The sequence below is a fragment of the Akkermansia sp. RCC_12PD genome, from assembly GCF_036417355.1.
Lineage (GTDB): Bacteria > Verrucomicrobiota > Verrucomicrobiia > Verrucomicrobiales > Akkermansiaceae > Akkermansia.
Genome location: NZ_CP143889.1, coordinates 928,615 through 947,712, shown reverse-complemented (window position 1 = coordinate 947,712; position 19,098 = coordinate 928,615). Strand labels below are relative to the sequence as shown.

15 protein-coding genes are annotated in these 19,098 nt (G+C 54.5%); 2 read left to right on the top strand and 13 right to left on the bottom strand.

Features of this window, described 5'->3' with window-relative positions:
- Positions 1 to 2: 2 nt before the first annotated feature.
- From V3C20_RS03895 to lepA, 10 genes are all read right to left on the bottom strand, one after another.
- Positions 3 to 890, bottom strand: coding sequence for a DMT family transporter (locus tag V3C20_RS03895; RefSeq protein ID WP_130083685.1), 888 nt, complete (start codon positions 888 to 890; stop codon positions 3 to 5).
- 202 nt (positions 891 to 1,092) lie between these two features.
- Entirely contained in the window at positions 1,093 to 1,848 is a 756-nt protein-coding gene (locus V3C20_RS03890; protein WP_161981420.1) for a LamG-like jellyroll fold domain-containing protein, read from the bottom strand.
- 488 nt (positions 1,849 to 2,336) lie between these two features.
- Entirely contained in the window at positions 2,337 to 3,752 is a 1,416-nt protein-coding gene (cysS, locus tag V3C20_RS03885) for a cysteine--tRNA ligase (protein WP_130083683.1), read from the bottom strand.
- A gap of 119 nt (positions 3,753 to 3,871) precedes the next feature.
- Positions 3,872 to 5,428, bottom strand: a complete 1,557-nt coding sequence (locus tag V3C20_RS03880) for a beta-N-acetylhexosaminidase (RefSeq protein WP_130083682.1) — start codon at positions 5,426 to 5,428, stop codon at positions 3,872 to 3,874.
- A 114-nt stretch (positions 5,429 to 5,542) separates the two neighbouring features.
- Positions 5,543 to 7,285 (bottom strand): sulfatase, encoded by a 1,743-nt coding sequence (locus V3C20_RS03875; protein ID WP_130083681.1) that lies wholly within the window; start codon positions 7,283 to 7,285, stop codon positions 5,543 to 5,545.
- Between the two features lie 249 nt (positions 7,286 to 7,534).
- Entirely contained in the window at positions 7,535 to 8,509 is a 975-nt protein-coding gene (locus V3C20_RS03870) for a thioredoxin family protein (protein WP_130083680.1), read from the bottom strand.
- Positions 8,510 to 8,599: 90 nt separating this feature from the next.
- On the bottom strand, positions 8,600 to 9,526 hold the full coding sequence (locus tag V3C20_RS03865; protein ID WP_149873404.1) for a hypothetical protein: 927 nt from the start codon (positions 9,524 to 9,526) through the stop codon (positions 8,600 to 8,602).
- Positions 9,527 to 9,543: 17 nt separating this feature from the next.
- Positions 9,544 to 9,789, bottom strand: a complete 246-nt coding sequence (locus V3C20_RS03860; RefSeq protein ID WP_130083678.1) for a hypothetical protein — start codon at positions 9,787 to 9,789, stop codon at positions 9,544 to 9,546.
- A gap of 26 nt (positions 9,790 to 9,815) precedes the next feature.
- Positions 9,816 to 10,652 carry a hypothetical protein gene (locus V3C20_RS03855; protein WP_130083677.1) on the bottom strand — a complete coding sequence of 279 codons (837 nt, stop codon included), beginning with the start codon at positions 10,650 to 10,652 and terminating at the stop codon, positions 9,816 to 9,818.
- 161 nt (positions 10,653 to 10,813) lie between these two features.
- Positions 10,814 to 12,613, bottom strand: coding sequence for a translation elongation factor 4 (gene lepA, locus V3C20_RS03850; RefSeq protein WP_067570480.1), 1,800 nt, complete (start codon positions 12,611 to 12,613; stop codon positions 10,814 to 10,816).
- A gap of 261 nt (positions 12,614 to 12,874) precedes the next feature.
- Between lepA and V3C20_RS03845 the strand changes: the two genes are divergently transcribed.
- Positions 12,875 to 13,078, top strand: a complete 204-nt coding sequence (locus tag V3C20_RS03845; RefSeq protein ID WP_130083676.1) for a hypothetical protein — start codon at positions 12,875 to 12,877, stop codon at positions 13,076 to 13,078.
- A gap of 17 nt (positions 13,079 to 13,095) precedes the next feature.
- Here the strand turns inward: V3C20_RS03845 and V3C20_RS03840 are convergent, their stop codons facing one another.
- Together V3C20_RS03840 and V3C20_RS03835 are read right to left on the bottom strand one after the other, a co-directional pair.
- The gene (locus tag V3C20_RS03840; protein WP_130083675.1) at positions 13,096 to 13,731 is read right to left on the bottom strand and encodes a GyrI-like domain-containing protein; all 636 of its coding nucleotides are present in this window, start codon (positions 13,729 to 13,731) and stop codon (positions 13,096 to 13,098) included.
- A gap of 100 nt (positions 13,732 to 13,831) precedes the next feature.
- Positions 13,832 to 14,536, bottom strand: a complete 705-nt coding sequence (locus V3C20_RS03835; RefSeq protein WP_130083674.1) for a PEP-CTERM sorting domain-containing protein — start codon at positions 14,534 to 14,536, stop codon at positions 13,832 to 13,834.
- A 57-nt stretch (positions 14,537 to 14,593) separates the two neighbouring features.
- Here V3C20_RS03835 and V3C20_RS03830 point away from each other — a divergent pair, with 57 nt between their 5' ends.
- Positions 14,594 to 14,848: a hypothetical protein gene (locus V3C20_RS03830; RefSeq protein WP_130083673.1), complete on the top strand. Its 255-nt coding sequence runs from the start codon at positions 14,594 to 14,596 to the stop codon at positions 14,846 to 14,848.
- Here the strand turns inward: V3C20_RS03830 and rpoC are convergent.
- Positions 14,845 to 19,038, bottom strand: a complete 4,194-nt coding sequence (gene rpoC, locus V3C20_RS03825; RefSeq protein WP_130083672.1) for a DNA-directed RNA polymerase subunit beta' — start codon at positions 19,036 to 19,038, stop codon at positions 14,845 to 14,847. The two genes, V3C20_RS03830 and rpoC, sit on opposite strands and share 4 nt — an antisense overlap.
- Between the last annotated feature and the right edge of the window lie 60 nt (positions 19,039 to 19,098).

The following is a 19,098-nucleotide window of genomic DNA, read 5'->3' as shown; positions in this document are numbered from 1 at the left end:
ATTCACTTCTTCTTTTTGGATTCGGAAATCATTACGCCGCAGATAGTTAGAAGAAGTCCCGTTCCGGAAATCCATGTCAGGCGTTCTCCTAGGATGATAGCGGAGGCTATCACGGCCACAACCGGGACCATGTAAATATAGACGCTGGATTTGACGGCTCCCAGCACTTCCACCACCCGGCTCCAGGCCAGGAAACACAGGGCGGAGGCAAAGAAGCCCAGATACAGCAGATTGGCGGCGTTGACGGGCCGGATGAACAGATCCCAGTCAAAGTTCACCGGCAGCAGAGACAGGGCCGGCACCATCATCACGATGCCGTAGAAGAAAATGCGGCGCGTGCAGGCTACCATGTTGGACGTATTGACGCCGATTTTTTTCATCAGGATGGAATAAACCGCCCAGACAAGGGCCGCCCCCAGGGCCAGCAGGTCGCCTGCCGGATTCAGTTCCAGAACGAAGGCTCCATTCGCCATGATGAGGAAGATGCCTGAGAACGCGGCGACAAAACCCAGGAAAAAGCGCGGCGTGAACCGTTCCCCCTTGATCAGGAAGTGGGCCAGAAGAGCTGTGAAGAACGGTACCACGGCCACGATGATTCCCACGTTGGAAGCCAGTGTGTACGTCAGGGCGATGTTTTCCAGCAGGAAGTACAGAGTGACTCCCGTTAAACCGGCTCCGGCAAACAGGAGTTCCTTTTTCCAGCCGGAGAAAGGCATCAGGCGTGGTTTCAGGCACCAGAGGAAGGCGTAGCCGATGACAAAGCGCGTGAAGAGCACCGTAACGGGCGTAAAGTCCCGCAGCAGCACTTTGGTGGAGACGAAGGTTGTGCCCCAGATCAGGATAGTCAGCAGGGCGGCAATGTGCCCAAGGGTTTTTTGGCGGCGCGGCATGAAAAAAGTGGACGGAAAAAGTTCGGCGCGCATTCTGTAGGCCCTGACGGGCATGATCAACCACAAATATCCTTAAGCTCCGGGGAGGATACCGATATTTCAGTCATGCCGGAATATTCGGCAGGGAGCGTTTTGCTCCCCGGAAAAGAAAAAGCCGTTTTCCTGTGGGGAAAAACGGCTTTGAAATGTTTAAAGACGGGGGTTACTTTCTTCTTCTGCGCATAAGCAGGGAAGCCAGCCCGAGAAGGCTCAGTGAAGCAGTGGCCGGTTCCGGAACCAGTTCGGCAGGCATGGCATTCTGGCTCAGGTAGGCGAAATCGTTGCCATTGAGCACGCCGTCATAAACGGCCACGTTGTCTATATAGACCTGGGAATTAGTAGCGGCATGTTCGCCTCCTCCCCTGATGCCGGTAACGAGGGTGGAATCTGAAAGGCCGGTCGTGATGGAATTGGTCAACTGGCCGTTTTTGTACACATTCATTTTGTCGCCTTGGAAGGTCAGACCCAGGTAATCCCAGTTGCCGGGGTCTGTCTGGAAGAGAAGAGTTCCTTGCGGAATACCTATGTCGGCACCGTTGTAAATCACCCACTGGTTGGAAGCATTCATTTCCACCCTGATGGTTGTGTTACCGAATGTGATGGAAAGGGCATCCTGCCAGACGGGATTGTTGCCGTTCTTCAGATGGAGGCCGACGCTGAATCCGGTGGAAAGGTTGATGCCGTCAATGCCGCCACTGTTGCTGATATTGAATGTTGCGCCGTTCACTCTGTGGGCATAGCCTCCATCACCGAGGGGAACATTGTCGCCGGTCCAGTTAATGTACCCGGCTGTTCCGTTGATAGCGGTTGTTCCGCTCCCCAGGTTGGTTAAATTCTGCTCATTCAAATTGTTGAAATCCAGTCCGTAAAGAAGGGTGGAAGCATCGGCGTTTGAAGCCAGTAATGCTGTTCCCATCATGACACTGGAAAAAAATACAGCCGCCAAACTTTTGCGCATGGCCGGATCAAAACGAATTTGAAATCCGAAAAAGCTTTCAAATTATTTTGAAAAATACATAAATCATTAATGGTGATATTATTGAATATTTATTCATATAGTTTCTCCCCGTCTTTCCAGCTCCTTCTTCACTCTTTTCAGCTTTTCTAAGACATTTTGTATCAAAAAATTTCATTGACTTCGGATTTCAAATTCGATGTATGAAGAAATATTTAATATTAAAGAAAAAAGAATCTTTCAGAAGAAGGAACAGATTTGCGTTTTTATGTGTAAGAATGAAGGTGTCTTTAAAGCGCTTTAATTGACTTGATTAATCGAAGAATGAAATATGGAAGGAATGATGCAGGCCAGCTCCCTTTTGTCCTGATCGAAAAAAATCCGGGCAATACTGGAAAAGCATTGCCCGGATGTGTAATTGTCGGTTAACGGATTGTCAGGAATTTTCTGTCTTAGCTTTTGACGATGTCATAGTCATCCTTCCGGTCCTTGATAGTCCAGCCCAGGGCCGTTACTGCAGCCCGGAGACGGTCGGCTTCCGCCCAATCCCTGCTCTGCTTGGCCTGCCAGCGCTGTTCCGCCAGCGTACGTACTTCCTCCGGGGCTTCTTCTTTTTCCTCTTTCGGCAGTATAATGCCGAAAGCGTTCAGGATGAAATGGAAGGCATGCCGCATATGAAGAGCCTCTTCGGGAGTCAGAGAGGGAACCTCCGCTTTTCTCATGGCGGTGAAGACGTGGCCCAGAGCTTCCGGAGTGTTCAGGTCATCGTTCAGGCTGTCCCATGCAGGCTGGAAAAGGCCCAGTTCAGGACGGGACACGCGAAACTCGTCGTAGGAAGGGATGTTATCCATTCCTGCGGCGGTTCGGAGCTGTGCGTCGAATTTGGCCATGCGGTTCAAGGCGCCTCTGGCATCTTCCAGGGAAGAAAGAGTGAAATTCAGAGGCCGGCGGTAGTAGCCGCCTGCCAGCACGTAGCGCACGGCTTCCGGTTTGTGGCCCAGTTTCTCTAGGTCTTCCAGCGTGTACATATTGCCCAGGGACTTGGACATTTTGCCGCCGTCCACCAGCAGGTGGGCGATATGGAACCACAGGCGCGCAAAACCGCCTCCGCAGGCGCAGCGTGATTGGGCCGCTTCGTTCTCGTGATGGGGAAATACCAAGTCCACACCGCCGGAATGAAGGTCGAAATCATTGCCGAAGTATTTGTGGATCATCGCGGAGCATTCCAGGTGCCAGCCGGGGCGCCCTTCTCCCCACGGAGACGGCCAGTAGTTGTCTCCGTCTTCCGGACGGCGGCTCTTCCAAAGCACGAAATCCGCCACGGAATCCTTTTCATACTCGTCTGCATGGGATCGGGCGTTGGCGGTTTTGCCGAGGTCCAGTTCCCGCTTGTCCAGATGGGAAAGACTGCCGTATTCCGGGAAAGAGGAAATCCTGAAATACACGGACCCGTCTTCGGAAGGGTAGGCGTGGCCTTTTTCCACAAGGGCTTTCACCATTTCTATCTGCTCCGGAATGTGGGCGACGGCGGAGGGCTCCACATGCGGGGGAAGGCAGTTGAGGGCCTGGCAGTCCCGGTGGAACTTGTCCGCCCATGCGGCGGTGAATTCCGCCAGAGTGACGGCCGCTTTGCGGGAGTCGCGGATGGTTTTGTCGTCCACGTCCGTCAGGTTGCGGACATGCGTGGTGGCCGTTCCTCCCAGTTCCACAACGCGGCGGAACACATCCTGCATGATGAAGGTGCGGAAATTGCCGATGTGGGCGGGAGCGTACACCGTGGGACCGCAGCAGTAAAAGCGCAGCGTTTTTCCATCCATTGGGGAAATCTCCTGTGCCTTCCGGGTGCGGGTATCGTAAAGGTGTAACATGGCGGGACGATTAGAAGGGAAGAGCCGCGTCCGGTCAAGCGGGAAAAAAAGAACGGGGACACGTGGTTGACCGTGTCCCCGTTCTGAATGAATCGAATGGCTATGAAAGGGCGGAAAAACTACTTGTCCGCGTTCTGCTGACCCTTCTTGTAGTTCTCGTTAATGCGGTCGATTTGTTCCTGGGTGATGAACTTTTCGCGGTAGGGCTTGTTCTCGACTGTACGGTCCAGCGTATAGCCGAAACGCTTCTGAAAGTGCTTCCTGTGGGTTTCCATCTTTTTCTCGAAATCTTCCAGGCTGGGGCGGTTCTTGTGGTTGCCCCAGGCGGTTTCAGAGACGGCCATGGCCCGCGGATAGGTCATGTACATCAGCAGTTCTCCGGAAGGAATCCATTCCGCCCACATGCAGAGGTTGATGCCCTTGATGTGCTTGACGTCGTTCTTGTCCCGTCCGTTGCGGGGGTCGAAGTTGTAGCAGTCCTTAAGGAGGATGGGGCCGCCGCCGGGCCTGGCCCGTACGTCGTCCTTCGGGAATTTCATCTGGGTGCGGGCCAGGTAATACTTGTACTGGGGAGTGACGATCAGGTCGATTCCCTGTTCCTTCGTCTTGTCGATGCAGCGGGGGAATTCTCCCGGCAGCCAGGACATGACGGTTTCTCCCTTGTGGTAGTAACCCTTGTTGATGTCATACCACAGGATGGGCTTTTTCTTGTTTTTGGCCAGAAGGGCGCCCAGGCTCTTCGTGAAATCGCTCATCTGGGCTTCCACATCATCTCCCTGGCCCTTCTTGGCGCGTGCCGCCTGGCAGTCCGGGCACTTCTTCCAGTCGCCCATGGGGCATTCGTCCCCGCCGATGTGCACATAGTCAAAGGGGAAGATTTGTTTGACCGTGTCAAACGTGTCCTTGATGAACTTCTTGGTTCCCGGTTTCTGCGGGCAGATCAGTTTGGAGGAAACGCCGCCATGCGTCCATACCTGGGCACGCTTGGTATTGCAGCAGAATTCCGGGTAGGAGGCTGCCAGCGCCATATTGTGACCGGGCATTTCCACTTCCGGCAGCACCTGGATGCCGCGTGCCCTGCAGTAGGCCACCAGGTCCTGGAGTTCCTTCTTGGTGTACATGCCTTCATTGGCCAGCAGGGCGTTTCCCTGGTTGGGCGGGGCGGAAGGGCGGACCGCTCCTATGGTACGGAGCTTGTCGTAGCCCGGAACGGGCAGGCGCCAGCCCTGGTCTTCCGTCAGGTGCAGGTGAAGGACGTTGTACTTATAGTAGTGCATGGCGTCCACAAAATTGTAGAGCTCCTTCATCGGGTAGTGATAGCGGCCTACGTCCACCATCATGCCGCGCCAGCCGAAATCCGGCGCATCCTGGATGCTGCCGCAGGGCAGCCCGGCCGGAGTATCCGAGAGCTGATCCTGAAGCTGGAGGAGGGTTGCCATGGCCATGGCTTTTCCATTGGGCGTGGTGTAGCGCAATTCCACGCCGCCGGGCGTAAGCTTTATGGTGTAGCCTTCATTGCCAAGTCCGGAAACTTTCTGTTCATTCAGGATTTTGAGGTTTTTGGTAGTGCCGGAGGCGGTCGTCACCTTGACGGGTTCCGGAATGATGTTGTAGGGGTTGGTTCCGGCCCAGCAAAGGGAGCAGAGGAACGCCGCCGCAAATAGGAATGCTTTCATATATAGTGACTTCTATCAGATCTTGTTTGGTTTGATTGTATTTTGGCTATTGTAAAAATTATGCGTCGCCATGCGGCATTTTTCAGATGCGGAACAATGGAGTGCGGAGGCTTTTCAATTCTTGCCGGTCCCGCAGTCCCATCTGGGGGTGACGGACAGCTTGCCCGTGGCTCCGGGAAAACCTTCCGGAACCTGGCAGTCCTTGCGGAGCTGCTGGTATAGCCTTCTGAGTTCCTTCATGGTTTCCGCATACTCCGGCTTGGCGTGAACGTCCACCATCTGGGCGGGGTCCTTGTGGTTGTCGAAAAGCATCCATTCATCGCTGGTCCAGAGGTAGGAAAGAGTATAGCGTTCCGTGCGGAGGCCGTCATGGCGCGGAGCGTTGTGTTCTCCGGGATTTTCATAAAAGGCGTAGTACAGCGGACGGTCCTTGAAGTCCGGGTGATCTCCCGTCTTGAACAGCGGCGTGAGGCTGCGTCCCTGGAAAGTGGACATGTTTTCCGGAGTGGCGGCTCCGGCCACTTCACAGAAGGTGGGGGCATAGTCCAATTCCTGCACCATGGCGTTGGAACGCACGCCGGGCTTGATGTGCCCCGGCCACTTCATGATGAGGGGCATCCGGAAGGATTCCTCGAAAATCCAGCGCTTGTCATACAAGCCGTGTTCGCCCATGTAGAATCCCTGGTCCCCGCAGTAGAGAACGATGGTATTTTTCTCCAAGCCGTTCTTTTTCAGGTAGTCCATGATTTCCCCGATGCTTTCATCCACGGAAAGCACGGTGCCCAGGTAATCTTCCATGTAATGGCGCCAGCGGCGGAGCAGAATATCATTCTTGGTCTTGATCTTGCCGCTGCGAATGTCTTTCACGAGCTGGAGGGTGCGGGCCTTGTGATAATTGTACCAGGCTTCCTTCTGCTGCGGGTCCATGCGCACCCATTCGGGCATTTCCCAGTCGTACTTGGTGTGCAGGGTCTTGGATTCAGGGCATGATAGCATCTTCTGGATGTCTTCCGGGACGACCTCTTTGATCAGGTGTTCGTCGGACCACACATTGAAGTGATTGAGTAGCGTCTGTTCCGTCATTTTCAGGAATTCCGGACGGTTGGCAAAGTCGTCTTCCAGATTGGCGGGCGGATCGGCAAGGTCTGCATACTGCTTGGCGCGTCCCAGGTTTTGGATGGAAGGACACCAGCAGCGGTGGGGAGCCTTGTGGCCCACGACAAGCATGAAAGGCTTGGTCTTGTCACGCTGGTCCAGCCATTTGAGACTCTTTTGCGTGACCAGTTCCGTGGCGTAGCCGGGTTCCGTCTTCACCACGCGTTTGCCGTCCTTGCCGGGCGTGATGAAATCCGGGTTGAAGTAATTGCCCTGGCCGGGGAAAATTTCCCAATAGTCGAATCCGGTGGGATTGGACTCATATTTGGACATGTCTCCCCTGGCATTTGGCGGAATGGCTTCCAGGTGCCATTTGCCTACAATGGCTGTCTGGTAGCCGGCCTTCTGAAGCATCTTGGGGAAAGTAGGCTGGGAACCGTCAAAGGGGGCGGCGTGTTCATTGAACAGGTAACCGTTCATGTGGGAGTGGCGTCCCGTGTAAATGCAGGCGCGGGACGGTCCGCAAAGGGAGTTGGCGCAGTAGCTGCGGTCAAACACCATGCCTTCGTCCGCCAGCTTGCGGAAATTCGGGTAGGGCATGGGAGAATCTTTTTCACAGGTCCCCAGGGTCTGGTAGGAATGGTCGTCCGTGACAATGACCAGAATATTGGGCCGTTGGTCTCCCTCCTTGGTTTGGGCGCTGAAAGCCAGGGAAGCGGAGCAGGCCGCAAGCAACAGGCCGTTCGTTAGATATTGATGCATGGGATATGACAATATAGTGAAAAAATACCAGGAAAAAAGAAGTGCAGAGAATTTCCCGGCGTGCGGCTCTCCATGAAATGGAGACATTTGAAGTACACTAGCACCCCTATTTTCTCTTGCAAGGTAAAAAACAGACCAGAGAGTGCCGGAATGAGATAGCTGGCACGGAAGTATGCCCGGCCATGCATTTGATTTGCCGGAGAGACGCTTCCGGAAAGAATTTCCGCTAAAAAAGAGAAGCGAAGAAGACTACCGTTTTTCGGCTCCGGGAGCGGAGGCCTTCCGTGCCGCCTTTTGATCCAGAATCCATTTCCTGTCTTCCTCGCTAAGGCTTCTTAAAGAGGTTTTATTCTGGTGGCCGTCGAATTCCTGAAGCCAGACGGCCTGGTCCTTCTCCGAGTAGCGTGAAAGTTTGGCAAACAAGGTGTTGCCGTTTGCTCCGGTCCAGGTCCTGTAGCCTTTGGGAATCAGAGTTTTTTTAAACTTTTCATACTGCTGGTTCGCCAGTTTGACGCTGTTTTTGATCTGGTCGAAATAAAGGCGGCTTTGACCGTTGTAATAACCGCGGAGGGTATCCACCTTGGTGCCGTCCGGAGACATGATCAGCAGTACGGGCGTGCCCCTGACCCCGAACAGGGAAGGGGCCTTGCTGACATACTCTTTCATCCGACTGCGCTTTTTGGCGTTCGGCTCGCTTTCAAATTCTTCCGCCTGGTCATAGCAGACGCGGATAATATTTTCCTTGGCCCATTCCTCGAACTCCCGCGTGTGGAGCAGGTCCGCAGCCAGTTTCCTGCTGGGGGGGCTTCCCTTGGAATGGTGGAACCAGATCAGGATGGGATAGCCGGTTCTCTGGGCTTCCCGGAGGGCGGACGAATAACTCTGTATCCACCGCTGGTTTTCCTTCTTCCGCGTGAAGGCTTCATCCAGGCCGGGAATGGATGCGTCTGAATTGTAGGGGTCCGTGAAAAACACGGCTCCGCTGTCCGCACTTGCCAGCATTTCCTCCTGGGTGGAGGCGGTCAACTGGGTGGCCTGCTGCGTTCCGGGGCCGTTCCCCATCAGAGAAGGGGGAACGTTGGCGATGGATGCGGCCAGATTGTCCTGAAGCTGTTCGGAAAGGCTTTTCCGGACTTTCGGCTTGTTTGCATCCGGAGACGTCCCTGCACAGGAGGCCAGGAGAAACGACGTTATTATGAGCATGAAGGGCCTGAACAAACTCATGCCCGATCTGATAACATAACGGGAAAGGAGATGCAATCCGGGAATTACCCGGGCTACCTTCTGGCGTTCCGGGGCGTTTGTCAGCCGCTTTTATTGTCCGGCTTTGGCTTTCTGTGCTTTCAAAGCTCTGTCAATTGAATGCAGATACCGGTCGTTCACGCTGCTCTCCTTTCCGGAACGTATCTTCCTTTCATATCTTTTCCCACGGGCGCCTTGATACAGGAATTCCGTTTTTGGAGTTCTTGCCAATGTTCTGAAGATAAGTTCGTCAATCTCTTCTTCACTCTGGTAACCTGCCAGTTTGATATACTTTTCCACTTCCCGCGGCTGACCGTGAAAATAACTCCACAGGCGCCCCATTAAAAGCTCTTCCATCATGTTGATGTAACTGGGAATGGTACTGTTTCTGTTATCCCTGAGAATTTGTTTGTTGATAAAAAAGAGATAATTGCGTTTACTTATTTCCGCAGGGTCGTCTTTGCGCGATTGGAATTTCATTTTTTTCAATTTTTCTTCCAGGTCCGGGTCGTAGCTTTCCCTTACTCTTTTTAATAGACCTGCAGAATAGGAAGCGAATAAATGCACTAATTCCTTGTGATGCTGTCGTTCGTACCTGAGGTAGTCTTCGTCGGAAATCAGCTCGAACGCGATTTGCATGAGAGCGGCACGTTTTAAAACATAGTCGTCTTTATTAAACCGGGGATGAGGAACATCCGGAGAATAATCCACGGTGAGTAGAGGCACTGCCGTGATGTAATATAGCATCCAGAGCCTGTCCAGATAGCCTTTCTCGGAAAACCGGTTTGTTTCTTTCAGTTCTTGGCGGGAATCGTGCAGTTTCTTTTTAGCCAAAACATAAAATTCTTCCAGCCGCCCTTCCTCAAGCAGACTTTTTAATTGGGAGGATGCAGTTTCCGGATCTTTCAAAATCTCCTTGTTCCATGGAATGGGAATTGTCCTGGCCAACTGGACGGGTTCTCCTCTGCCGGTCGCAAGCGAAAGTATCAGGGCAAGCATGCAATAAGTGATAGATTTCACGGCTCTTGTTTTTCTTTTGTGAAGCTATGGTTTCCTCCTGTAACGCGGCTTACTTTACAACCGAATTTGCTTAAAATGGTTTCGATTGTTTTGACGTCTCCCGGTTTGTGTTGAAGAAAATCTATTCTTTGCTCGTAAATTCCTATGCGGGAACGGATCTCCTCCTGGCCGGCATTCTCCAGGGCAGTATAAAAACCGCACAACCATGTCCAACCAACGGGAAGAGGCAACGTCAGATTCATGAATTTGTCCAAGCTTTTGCGTGCTCCTATATGATCCCTGCCTCCATTTTGTTTTGTGATGAGCGTTGCAAATGGAGTGGCCGGTGCACTTCAATCAATGATGGCGTAATCTTATGAAATTCAACCTCTTGGCCATTGTCATCATATTTTTTGAAGTCATGGTCCACCTCAATTTTTGCGAGGTTCCAGAAGCTGACATCCGTAGGATGAAAAGTCAGGTTAAGAACGGAGGATGCTCCGGCAGGCTCCCAATCTCCATCTTGCGGAAATCCTTCCCCGTATTCTCCATCTTTACCGGAAACCGGACGCCCTTCATGTTCAGCAGTAATTTTGGAGGGAAGAACGGCAGTGAAGGTTTTTTGGGCTATAATTTCTTCTCCTTGTAGGACTTGCACATTGAATTCTCCTTCCGTTTGCAAAGCTGTATCTCCTATTTCCTTTTCAGTATCCTGTGCTTCAGAAGTGTCGAAAACGAGGTCTTTGTTAATAGTCAAAACAACAGGAACCAATAAACTGGGATTATTTCCATCGTCTACCTCTATTTGAGCCCAGTTGTCTCCTTTTCTCGGTTCAATTCTCCATACCAGTTTTTTGGGATCTTCAATTAATGCTTCCTTTCCTGACAATCTTAACTTTACCAATTCACCAGCCCCAAAGCGGGTCCTTTTTCGCTCCCTTTCTTTTTCTTCGTCAGAGATAGGCTTTCCCTGGGCCTCGGCGATGCACAAGTCTGCGGAAAATTCATCCGGCTCCGATTCAATTTCCAACTTGGCTTTTTCTTCTTCACCAAAGGCGAAATGATGGGGGCCAGATAACAGGCAAAACGAGATGATGAATAATCTTGACGGAAAGATGAATTCCATTTTTATCTGGCCCTATGATAAAACTCTAATTTTCTTAAAAGGTATTAAACAATAGAAAAATCAATATTTTTAAATGAAATCTGTAAGAAGACATGCTTCCTGTACGGCAGGATGATTTGGAACCGCAGGAATGGAAAAACAGAGCAGGAGCCGGAATCAAGTTAGTCCCCAGTTTTCAGCACCTTGATGAAAGCTTCCTGCGGGATATTGATTTTCCCGATGGCCTTCATGCGCTTTTTCCCTTCCTTCTGCTTTTCCAGAAGCTTGCGCTTGCGGGTCACGTCACCGCCGTAACATTTGGCGGTAACGTCCTTGCGCATGGGAGAGATGCTTTCACGGGCGATGATCTTGCCGCCGATGCAGGCCTGAATGGCGACGGTGAAAAGCTGGCGGGGAATGACGTTTTTCAGCCGTTCCGCCAGTTCCCGGCCGCGGGAGGCCGCCTTGTCCTGGTGAACGATCATGGAGAAGGCGTCCACCGGCTCTCCGGCGATGAGCATGTCCATCTTGATCAGCTTGGCGGCCTGGTAGCCGGAGTATTCATAATCCATGGAGCCGTAGCCGCGGGTCATGGACTTGAGCTTGTCGTTGAAATCCACAAGGATTTCCGCCAGCGGCACGGTGCAGGTGAGCATGACGCGCGTATCGTCAATGGTTTCCGTATTGTCCACACTGCCGCGTTTCTCCAGAACAAGCTGCATGATGTCTCCAATGTATTCGCCGGGAAGCATGATAAACACCTTGACGATGGGTTCCCGGATCTCCTGGATTTCCTGGGGTTCCGGAAGCAGGCTGGGGTTGTCCACCTGCATTTCCTCGCCGCTGGTCTTGGTGACTTCATAGATCACGGAAGGATATGTGGAAATAATATCCATGTTGAATTCCCGGCGCAGGCGTTCCTGGATGATTTCCATGTGGAGCAGGCCCAGGAAGCCGCAGCGGAAGCCGAAGCCGAGGGCCACGGAAGATTCCGCCTGGAAGGAAAAGGCAGCGTCATTGATCTGGAGTTTGGCCATGGCGGCCTTCAGCGCTTCAAAATCAGAGGAATCAACCGGGTAAATGCCGGAAAAGACCATGGGGCGGATTTCCTTGAAGCCGGGCAGAGGCTCGGGGCAGGGGCGCATGCAGTCCGTGTAGGTATCCCCGATCTTGACGTCGGAAGCGGACTTCATGTTCGCGATAATATAGCCCACGTCGCCGGCTTCCAGCGTATCGGTTTTTGTCATTTTGGGCGTGAAAATTCCCACTTCCTTGACCTCATACACTTCATCCGTGGCGAAAAGCTTTACCTTCATGCCCCGCTGCACGCTGCCGGAGATGACACGTACGTAGGACACTACGCCGCGGTAGGCGTCATAGACGGAGTCGAACACCAGGGCGCGCAGGAGACCGTCTTCCTCCGTTTTAGGCGCCGGTACCCGTTCCACGACGGCCTCCAGGATTTCATCAATGCCGATTCCCATCTTGGCGGAAGCGTGAATGGCTTCCTCATGGGGGATGCAAACGATGTCTTCCAGCTGGCGATACACATTGGGAAGGTTGGCGCTGGGCAGGTCGATCTTGTTGATGACCGGAATGATGGCTAGGTTCAGATCCATGGCCAGGTGCATGTTGGCCAGCGTCTGGGCTTCCACCCCCTGAGCCGCGTCCACGATGAGCAGGGCCCCTTCGCAGGCGGCCAGGGAACGGGACACCTCATAGGAAAAATCTACGTGGCCGGGAGTGTCCAGCAGGTTGAGCTTGTAGGTTTTTCCGTTCTTGGCCTTGTAAAAGATGGTGACGGGGTGGGATTTGATCGTGATGCCCTTCTCCCGTTCAAGGTCCATGGCGTCCAGAAGCTGGTCCTGCTTTTCCCGGTCGGAAATGGTATTCGTCTTTTCCAGCAACCGGTCGGAAAGGGTGGTCTTTCCGTGGTCGATGTGTGCGATGATAGAGAAATTGCGAGTCAATTCAATGGACATGATGCTTCCTTACTCTTCTAACGTGAGTGCCCTGTGCGCGGCGAGGGTAACACAGCCTTCCTCCCGGTCAAGACCGGAGCATGACCGCTGCACGGTTTTCACCGGCTGCGGCGTGAATGCCCGTTCCAGTACGGGGGAGGAAATCCGTCATTCATGACAGCGCGCGTCCGGTGATATTGAACAGGAAGCCGGAACAGCGGCTCTCAATGCGTGAGGGGCGTGCAGAAGAGGCCGTCCGGATCAATTCTATTTTTTAAGCATATGAAATCATTCCTGGCAGCTGTTTTAAGTTTGTTCGTCCCCGGTCTGGGTCAATTGTACAAGGGGCACTTCGTCCAGGCCATTGTCTGGTTCCTGGTGGTGGGCGCGGCTTACGGCCTGTTGTACTGGTTCATCTTTGCCCTGGTTCCCATTGTCCTGCATATTATCTGCATTTTGCAGGCCTACTTCATCGACAACGAATAGGAAGCGGGAAAACGGCATCACGCTTTCAGCACCGGAAGGCGTAGCACGGTTTTCAGCCGTTCCGCAGGCGTCTTCCGGGGGGCTGAGAGATAAATTTCATGGTGTGTCCGCACACCTGATGTATCCGGGCGCAGTCCCGACTGCTCCATGAAAACATGCATGCGGGCCAGCGTGGCTGGTTCATCGTCATAGGAACCCGTGTGCAGGCATTGTACGCAGAACCCTTCCGCAAAGGAAGCCATGCGCGCCATTTCCACGTTCAAATGGGGCTTTTTCTTCATGGCGTTCATCCGAGCGTACTCGAATGCCTCCGCAGTGATGAAGCCGGGCTGGCGTATCATGGAAGTCCAGCGGAACGTATTTTTATTTGCGGAAGGGTTTTGCCCCGAATTCCACCAGAGCCCTTCCAGGGGAGGGACGACGTATTCCAGATAATCCGGAGCCGGGAAAGCTCCTTTTTTCCCTCCCATCCGGACGGCGTAGGAAAGGGTGTACAATAATTCCAGGGCGTGTGAATACTCTCCGTCCGGAGCATTGGGATTGCCCGTGCCGTCCACCATGAAAAACTGCATTTCCGGCACGTCTACCACGGCGGGAACGGCAGAGGGAAGGTAAAGGCGCCTGTCCTGTTTCTTGTAATCCAAAGGGGGCATGGAGGCATGCTAACGGCAGAGGGGAGCTTATGCACGAAAAAAGAAGGCCGCCCCGTTTACGGGACAGCCTTCCATATATAAGGAAAATGAAAGAGCCGGTTCAATTCCTGCGGCGGCGCAGCATCAGTGCGGCCAGTCCCAGAAGGCTCAGGGAAGCCGCGGTGGGTTCCGGAACCGCCAGTGTTCCTTCCAGCGAAATATCGCGGATGATTCCGTTGTTGCCGTTGGTGCCCCCCGAACTGCCGATGACGGCATAAACCTTGCCGTTGCCGTTTGTCTTCATGGCCGCAAGCTGTTCGTCGGTCACATCGTAGGAAACGTTCCACTGGGAGGCGTTGTTGCCCCTGCTTCCCCTGCAAAGTTCCACCAGGTCTCCGTCCGTGGTTTCATACCAGACGGAATAAGTGTACGTGGGGCCCGTTCCGGGAGGAGTCAGGCTGAAGCTGAAAGTGAGTCCGGAATAAGCCTGGATATTTTCAATGGTCATTTTCAGGCCGGCGCAGACCCCGGCCGTACCGGGCATGTTGGGAAGGCTGATAGTCTGGTTGGCTGTATTGACGGAAGCGCTGCCCCAGCCCATGTCACCGTTTCCGGTAGTGGTGTACCATCCGTCCGCGCGTCCGGCGGGTCCCAGCCATGCCTTGACGTCGGCGGCTGTGATATTGTTGTTGGCAAGACGTCCTGCGGAATTGTAGCCCTGGCCGGTGATGGAGGAGATTTCCGGCATCAGCTCAATGGTAGCCGCCGAAACGGAGGTTGCCAGAAAGGCCATGCCGAGGCAGATGGTGCATAATATTTTCTTCATTGCTGTTGGATTGATGTTGCCGTTAACATGCCGGATTGCAAATCCGCCCGGATTCACATGAAACAGGAAAAGGTTTCAATCAATTCAACGTTTTATAGTTGGCGTGAAAATCCCGTGGTTTGGAACAAGGCTCCCGGGTTTTTCAAACATGCCTTTTTACAGCAAAGGTCAAAGTTTCAAAATATTCTCTTGACACCGGATTTGCAATTCGTCCTGGGGAGGAATGCCTTGAGTGTAAGATATTTTAATACAGAAAAAGGGCCGCTCTCCTTGCGGAAAGCGGCCCTGGAATATGGTTTGGGAACGGATTAGCGTTCGTTGTCGAAGTTGATGGTATCGTTCAGGACTTCTTCGATGGAGTCCATTTCATCATCTTCGCCGGCGAGCACGATTTCTTCAGCTCCTTCCGCGGGATCCACTTCAATCTTGCTGTAGCGGGAGAACCCGGTACCGGCGGGAATGAGGTGGCCCATGATGACGTTTTCCTTGAACCCTTCCAGCGTGTCGGTCTTGCCGAGGGTGGAAGCTTCGGTCAGAACGCGCGTGGTGTCCTGGAAGGACGCGGCGGAGATAAAGGATTCCGTTTCCAGGGAGGCCTTCGTGATGCCGAGCAGAACGGGCTTGGCGGCGGCCGGCTGGCCACCCTGGGCGATCGTCTGTTCGTTGATGCGGTCAAAGGTGGTCTTGTCCACCTGATCGCCCCACAGGAACTCGGTGTTGCCGGGTTCCGTGATGACAACCTTGCGCAGCATCTGCCGCACGATGATTTCCACGTGCTTGTCGTTGATCTCCACACCCTGGAGGCGGTACACTTCCTGCACTTCGTTGACGAGGTGCTCCTGGAGGCGTTCCTTGCCGCAGACATCCAGAATTTCTTCCGGAGAAACGGGGCCTTCCGTAAGCTGGTCGCCCATGTGGACGTGGTCGTCTTCATGAACGATCACGTGCTTGTTCATCGGCACCAGATGGTCCACCAGTTCGCCCGTGGGCGTTTCAATGGTGATGACCTTCTTGCCGCGGGAGGTGTTCTTGCTACTGAGGCGCACAATGCCTTCCACGCGTGCGATGGTGCAAGCGTCCTTGGGCTTGCGGGCTTCAAACAGTTCTGCCACGCGGGGAAGACCGCCGGTGATGTCCTTTGTCTTGGCCACCTTGCGGGGCGTCTTGGCCACCATGGTGCCGGCGGAAATGGTCTCTCCGTCCTTCACGGTCAGGTTGGCCCCGGCGGGAATGGCGTGGTGGGCCAGAACCTCGCGGGTCTTGGCATCGCGGATGACCACCTGCGGGTGGAGTTCCTGCTTGTGTTCCATCACGACGAGGGTGGACGTACCGGTTTCACGGTCCGTTTCCTTGGAAACGGTGATCCCCACGATCATATCCTTGAATTCGACCATCCCGCCCTTTTCAGCGATCACGGGCACGTTGTACGGGTCCCATGTGGCGAGGGTTTCATCCTTCTTGATGGAGCCGCCGTTGGGAACGTACAGGATGGTGCCGATGACGGGCTGGTAGGATTCCAGCTCGCGGCCCTGTTCGTTTTCAATGCGGACGGAGCAGTTCTTGTTCAGAACCACAAAGTTGCCGTCCACGTTTTCCACCGTGCGGAGGTCTTCCGTGTAGATCACGCGACCGTCGTTCTTCGCCTTCACGATAGGCTGCTTGAACGCCGTAGTGGCCGTGCCGCCCACGTGGAACGTACGCATGGTCAGCTGGGTGCCGGGCTCGCCGATGGACTGGGCGGCGATGATGCCGACCGCTTCACCGATCTTCACTTCCTGGCCAGTAGCCAGGTTCAGGCCGTAGCATTTGGCGCAGCAGCCCTTCTTGAGTTCGCAGGTCAGCACGGAACGGATCTTCAGCTGTTCAATGCCGATCTTTTCCAGTTGTTCCGCCTGCTTCTCGTTGATGAGGTCGTTGATGTCCACGATGATCTCGCCGCTGACGGGATCGACGATACGCTCGCAGGAAACGCGGCCGTAAATGCGGGAGGAAAGGGAGGCCACCTCTTCGTCGCCGTCATAGATGGCGTGAACGGTGATGCCGTTATTCGTACCGCAGTCGTCCGCGTAAACGATGACGTCCTGGGCCACATCCACGAGCTTGCGGGTCATGTAGCCGGAGTCCGCCGTCTTCAAGGCGGTGTCCGCCAGGCCCTTGCGGGCGCCGTGGGTGGAAATGAAATATTCCAGCACGGAGAGGCCTTCACGGAAGTTGGCCGTGATGGGGCGTTCGATAATTTCACCGCTGGGCTTGGCCATCAAACCGCGCATGCCGGAGAGCTGCTTGATCTGAGCCTTGTTGCCTCGGGCGCCGGAATCCACCATCATGAAGAGCGGGCTGGCCATCTTGGAACCTTCATTGTGTTCCAGCTTGCGGTACAGGGCCGCCTGGATCACGTCCGTAGTCTGGGTCCAGATATCCACCACCTTCTGATAGCGTTCGCCGTCCGTGATGATACCGTTCTTGTACTGCTTGGTGACCTTGTCCAGCTCTGCATAGGCCTTTTCGATTTCCGTCTTCTTCTGGGACGGAACGACCATGTCCACAATGCCGATGGAGCAGCCGGAACGGGTAGCTTCCTTGAAGCCCAGGTTCTTCAGGGCGTCCAGGGTCTGCACGGTGCGTTCCTTGCCCACCGTCTGGTAGCAGCGCCAGATGATGTCGCCCATCTGCTTCTTGCCCACGTTGCGGTTGATGTAGCCGAGTTCTCGGGGCCAGATTTCATTAAAACGCACGCGTCCGGCCGTAGTCACGATCACCTTCTTGGTTACGTCTCCGTACACCACTTCGGACGGCTTCTTGCCGTAATCCGGATTGTGGAGGCGAATCCAGTCATGGTAGCCGATCTTGCGGGCGGCAATGGCGTATTCCACTTCATCGATGGATTCGAAGAGGGGCAGGTGCTGGTGGTTGTCCTGGTAATTCTGCACTTCCGCGGCGCGGGTGTGCGTCAGGAAGTACGCGCCAAGGATGATGTCCTGCGTAGGCGTGGCGATAGGCTTGCCGGATGCCGGGGAGAAGATGTTGTTGGGCGCTAGCATGAGTTGGCGGGCTTCCATCTGGGCTTCCACGGAAAGCGGCACGTGCACGGCCATCTGGTCACCGTCGAAGTCCGCGTTGTACGCGTTACAGACAAGCGGGTGCAGGCGGATGGCGGAACCTTCAATCAGGACCGGTTCAAATGCCTGGATGGAAAGGCGGTGCAGCGTGGGCGCACGGTTGAGCATGACGGGGTGGCCCTTGGTGACTTCTTCCAGAATGTCCCACACTTCCGGCGTCTTGCGGTCAATCAGCTTCTTGGCGGAGCGCACGGTGTGCACGTAGCCCAGCTCCTTGAGGCGGTGGATGATGAAGGGTTCAAACAGGATGAGGGCCATCTTCTTGGGAAGGCCGCACTGGTTGAGCTTCAATTCCGGGCCGATCACGATCACGGAACGGCCGGAGTAGTCCACGCGCTTGCCCAGCAGGTTCTGGCGGAAACGGCCGCCCTTGCCTTTCAGCATGTCGGAAAGGGACTTGAGGGGGCGGTTGCCGGCTCCCGTGACGGCGCGGCCATGGCGGCCGTTGTCGAACAGGGCGTCCACGGCTTCCTGAAGCATGCGCTTTTCATTGCGGATGATGACTTCCGGAGTCTTCAGGCTCAGCAGAGTCTTCAAGCGGTTGTTGCGGTTGATGACGCGGCGGTACAGGTCGTTCAGGTCGGACGTGGCGAAGCGGCCGCCTTCCAGCGGAACCAGCGGGCGCAGGTCCGGCGGGATGACAGGTAGCACGTTCAGGATCATCCATTCCGGGCGCGTGTTGGACTGAAGGAAGCCCTGGGCCAGCTTCAGGCGCTTGGCGATCTTGCGCTTGTTCTGCTTGGAGTTGGTGTTGTCCAGCTGTTCCTGGAGGTCGGCCACGAGGGAGGGCAGGTCAATGGAGGCAAGCATCTTCTGGATGGCTTCCGCGCCCATGCCGGCTTCAAAGCTGTCATAGCCGTATTCGTCTTCCGCATTGCGGAATTCCTCTTCCGTCAGAATGGCGCCCTTTTCCAGGGGAGTGCTGCCGGGATCCACCACGATGTAATCTTCATAGTAAATCACGCGTTCGAGATGGCGGGCCGTCAGGTCCAGCATGAGACCGATGCGGCTGGGCATGCACTTGTAAAACCAGATGTGGGACACCGGAACGGCCAGTTCAATGTGGCCCATGCGTTCGCGGCGCACGCGGGCGTTGGTCACTTCCACGCCGCAGCGGTCGCAGGTGATGCCCTTGTGCTTGATGCGCTTGTACTTGCCGCAGGCGCATTCCATGTCGCGGGTGGGGCCGAAAATGCGTTCGCAGAACAAGCCGCCTTTTTCCGGCTTGAACGTGCGGTAATTGATGGTTTCCGGGTTGACTACTTCGCCATGGGACCAGCTGCGGATGGTATCCGGATCAGCCACGGTGATGGCTACCTGGTCAAAGGTCTTGGGCTTGTCGCTCAGACCGTGCATTTCCCGAATGGTAGGGGTATCAGACATATGTTAAAAATCTTAAGAAGGGTTGATGCCCCCTCCCGCACCGTGCAGGGCGGAAGGGGA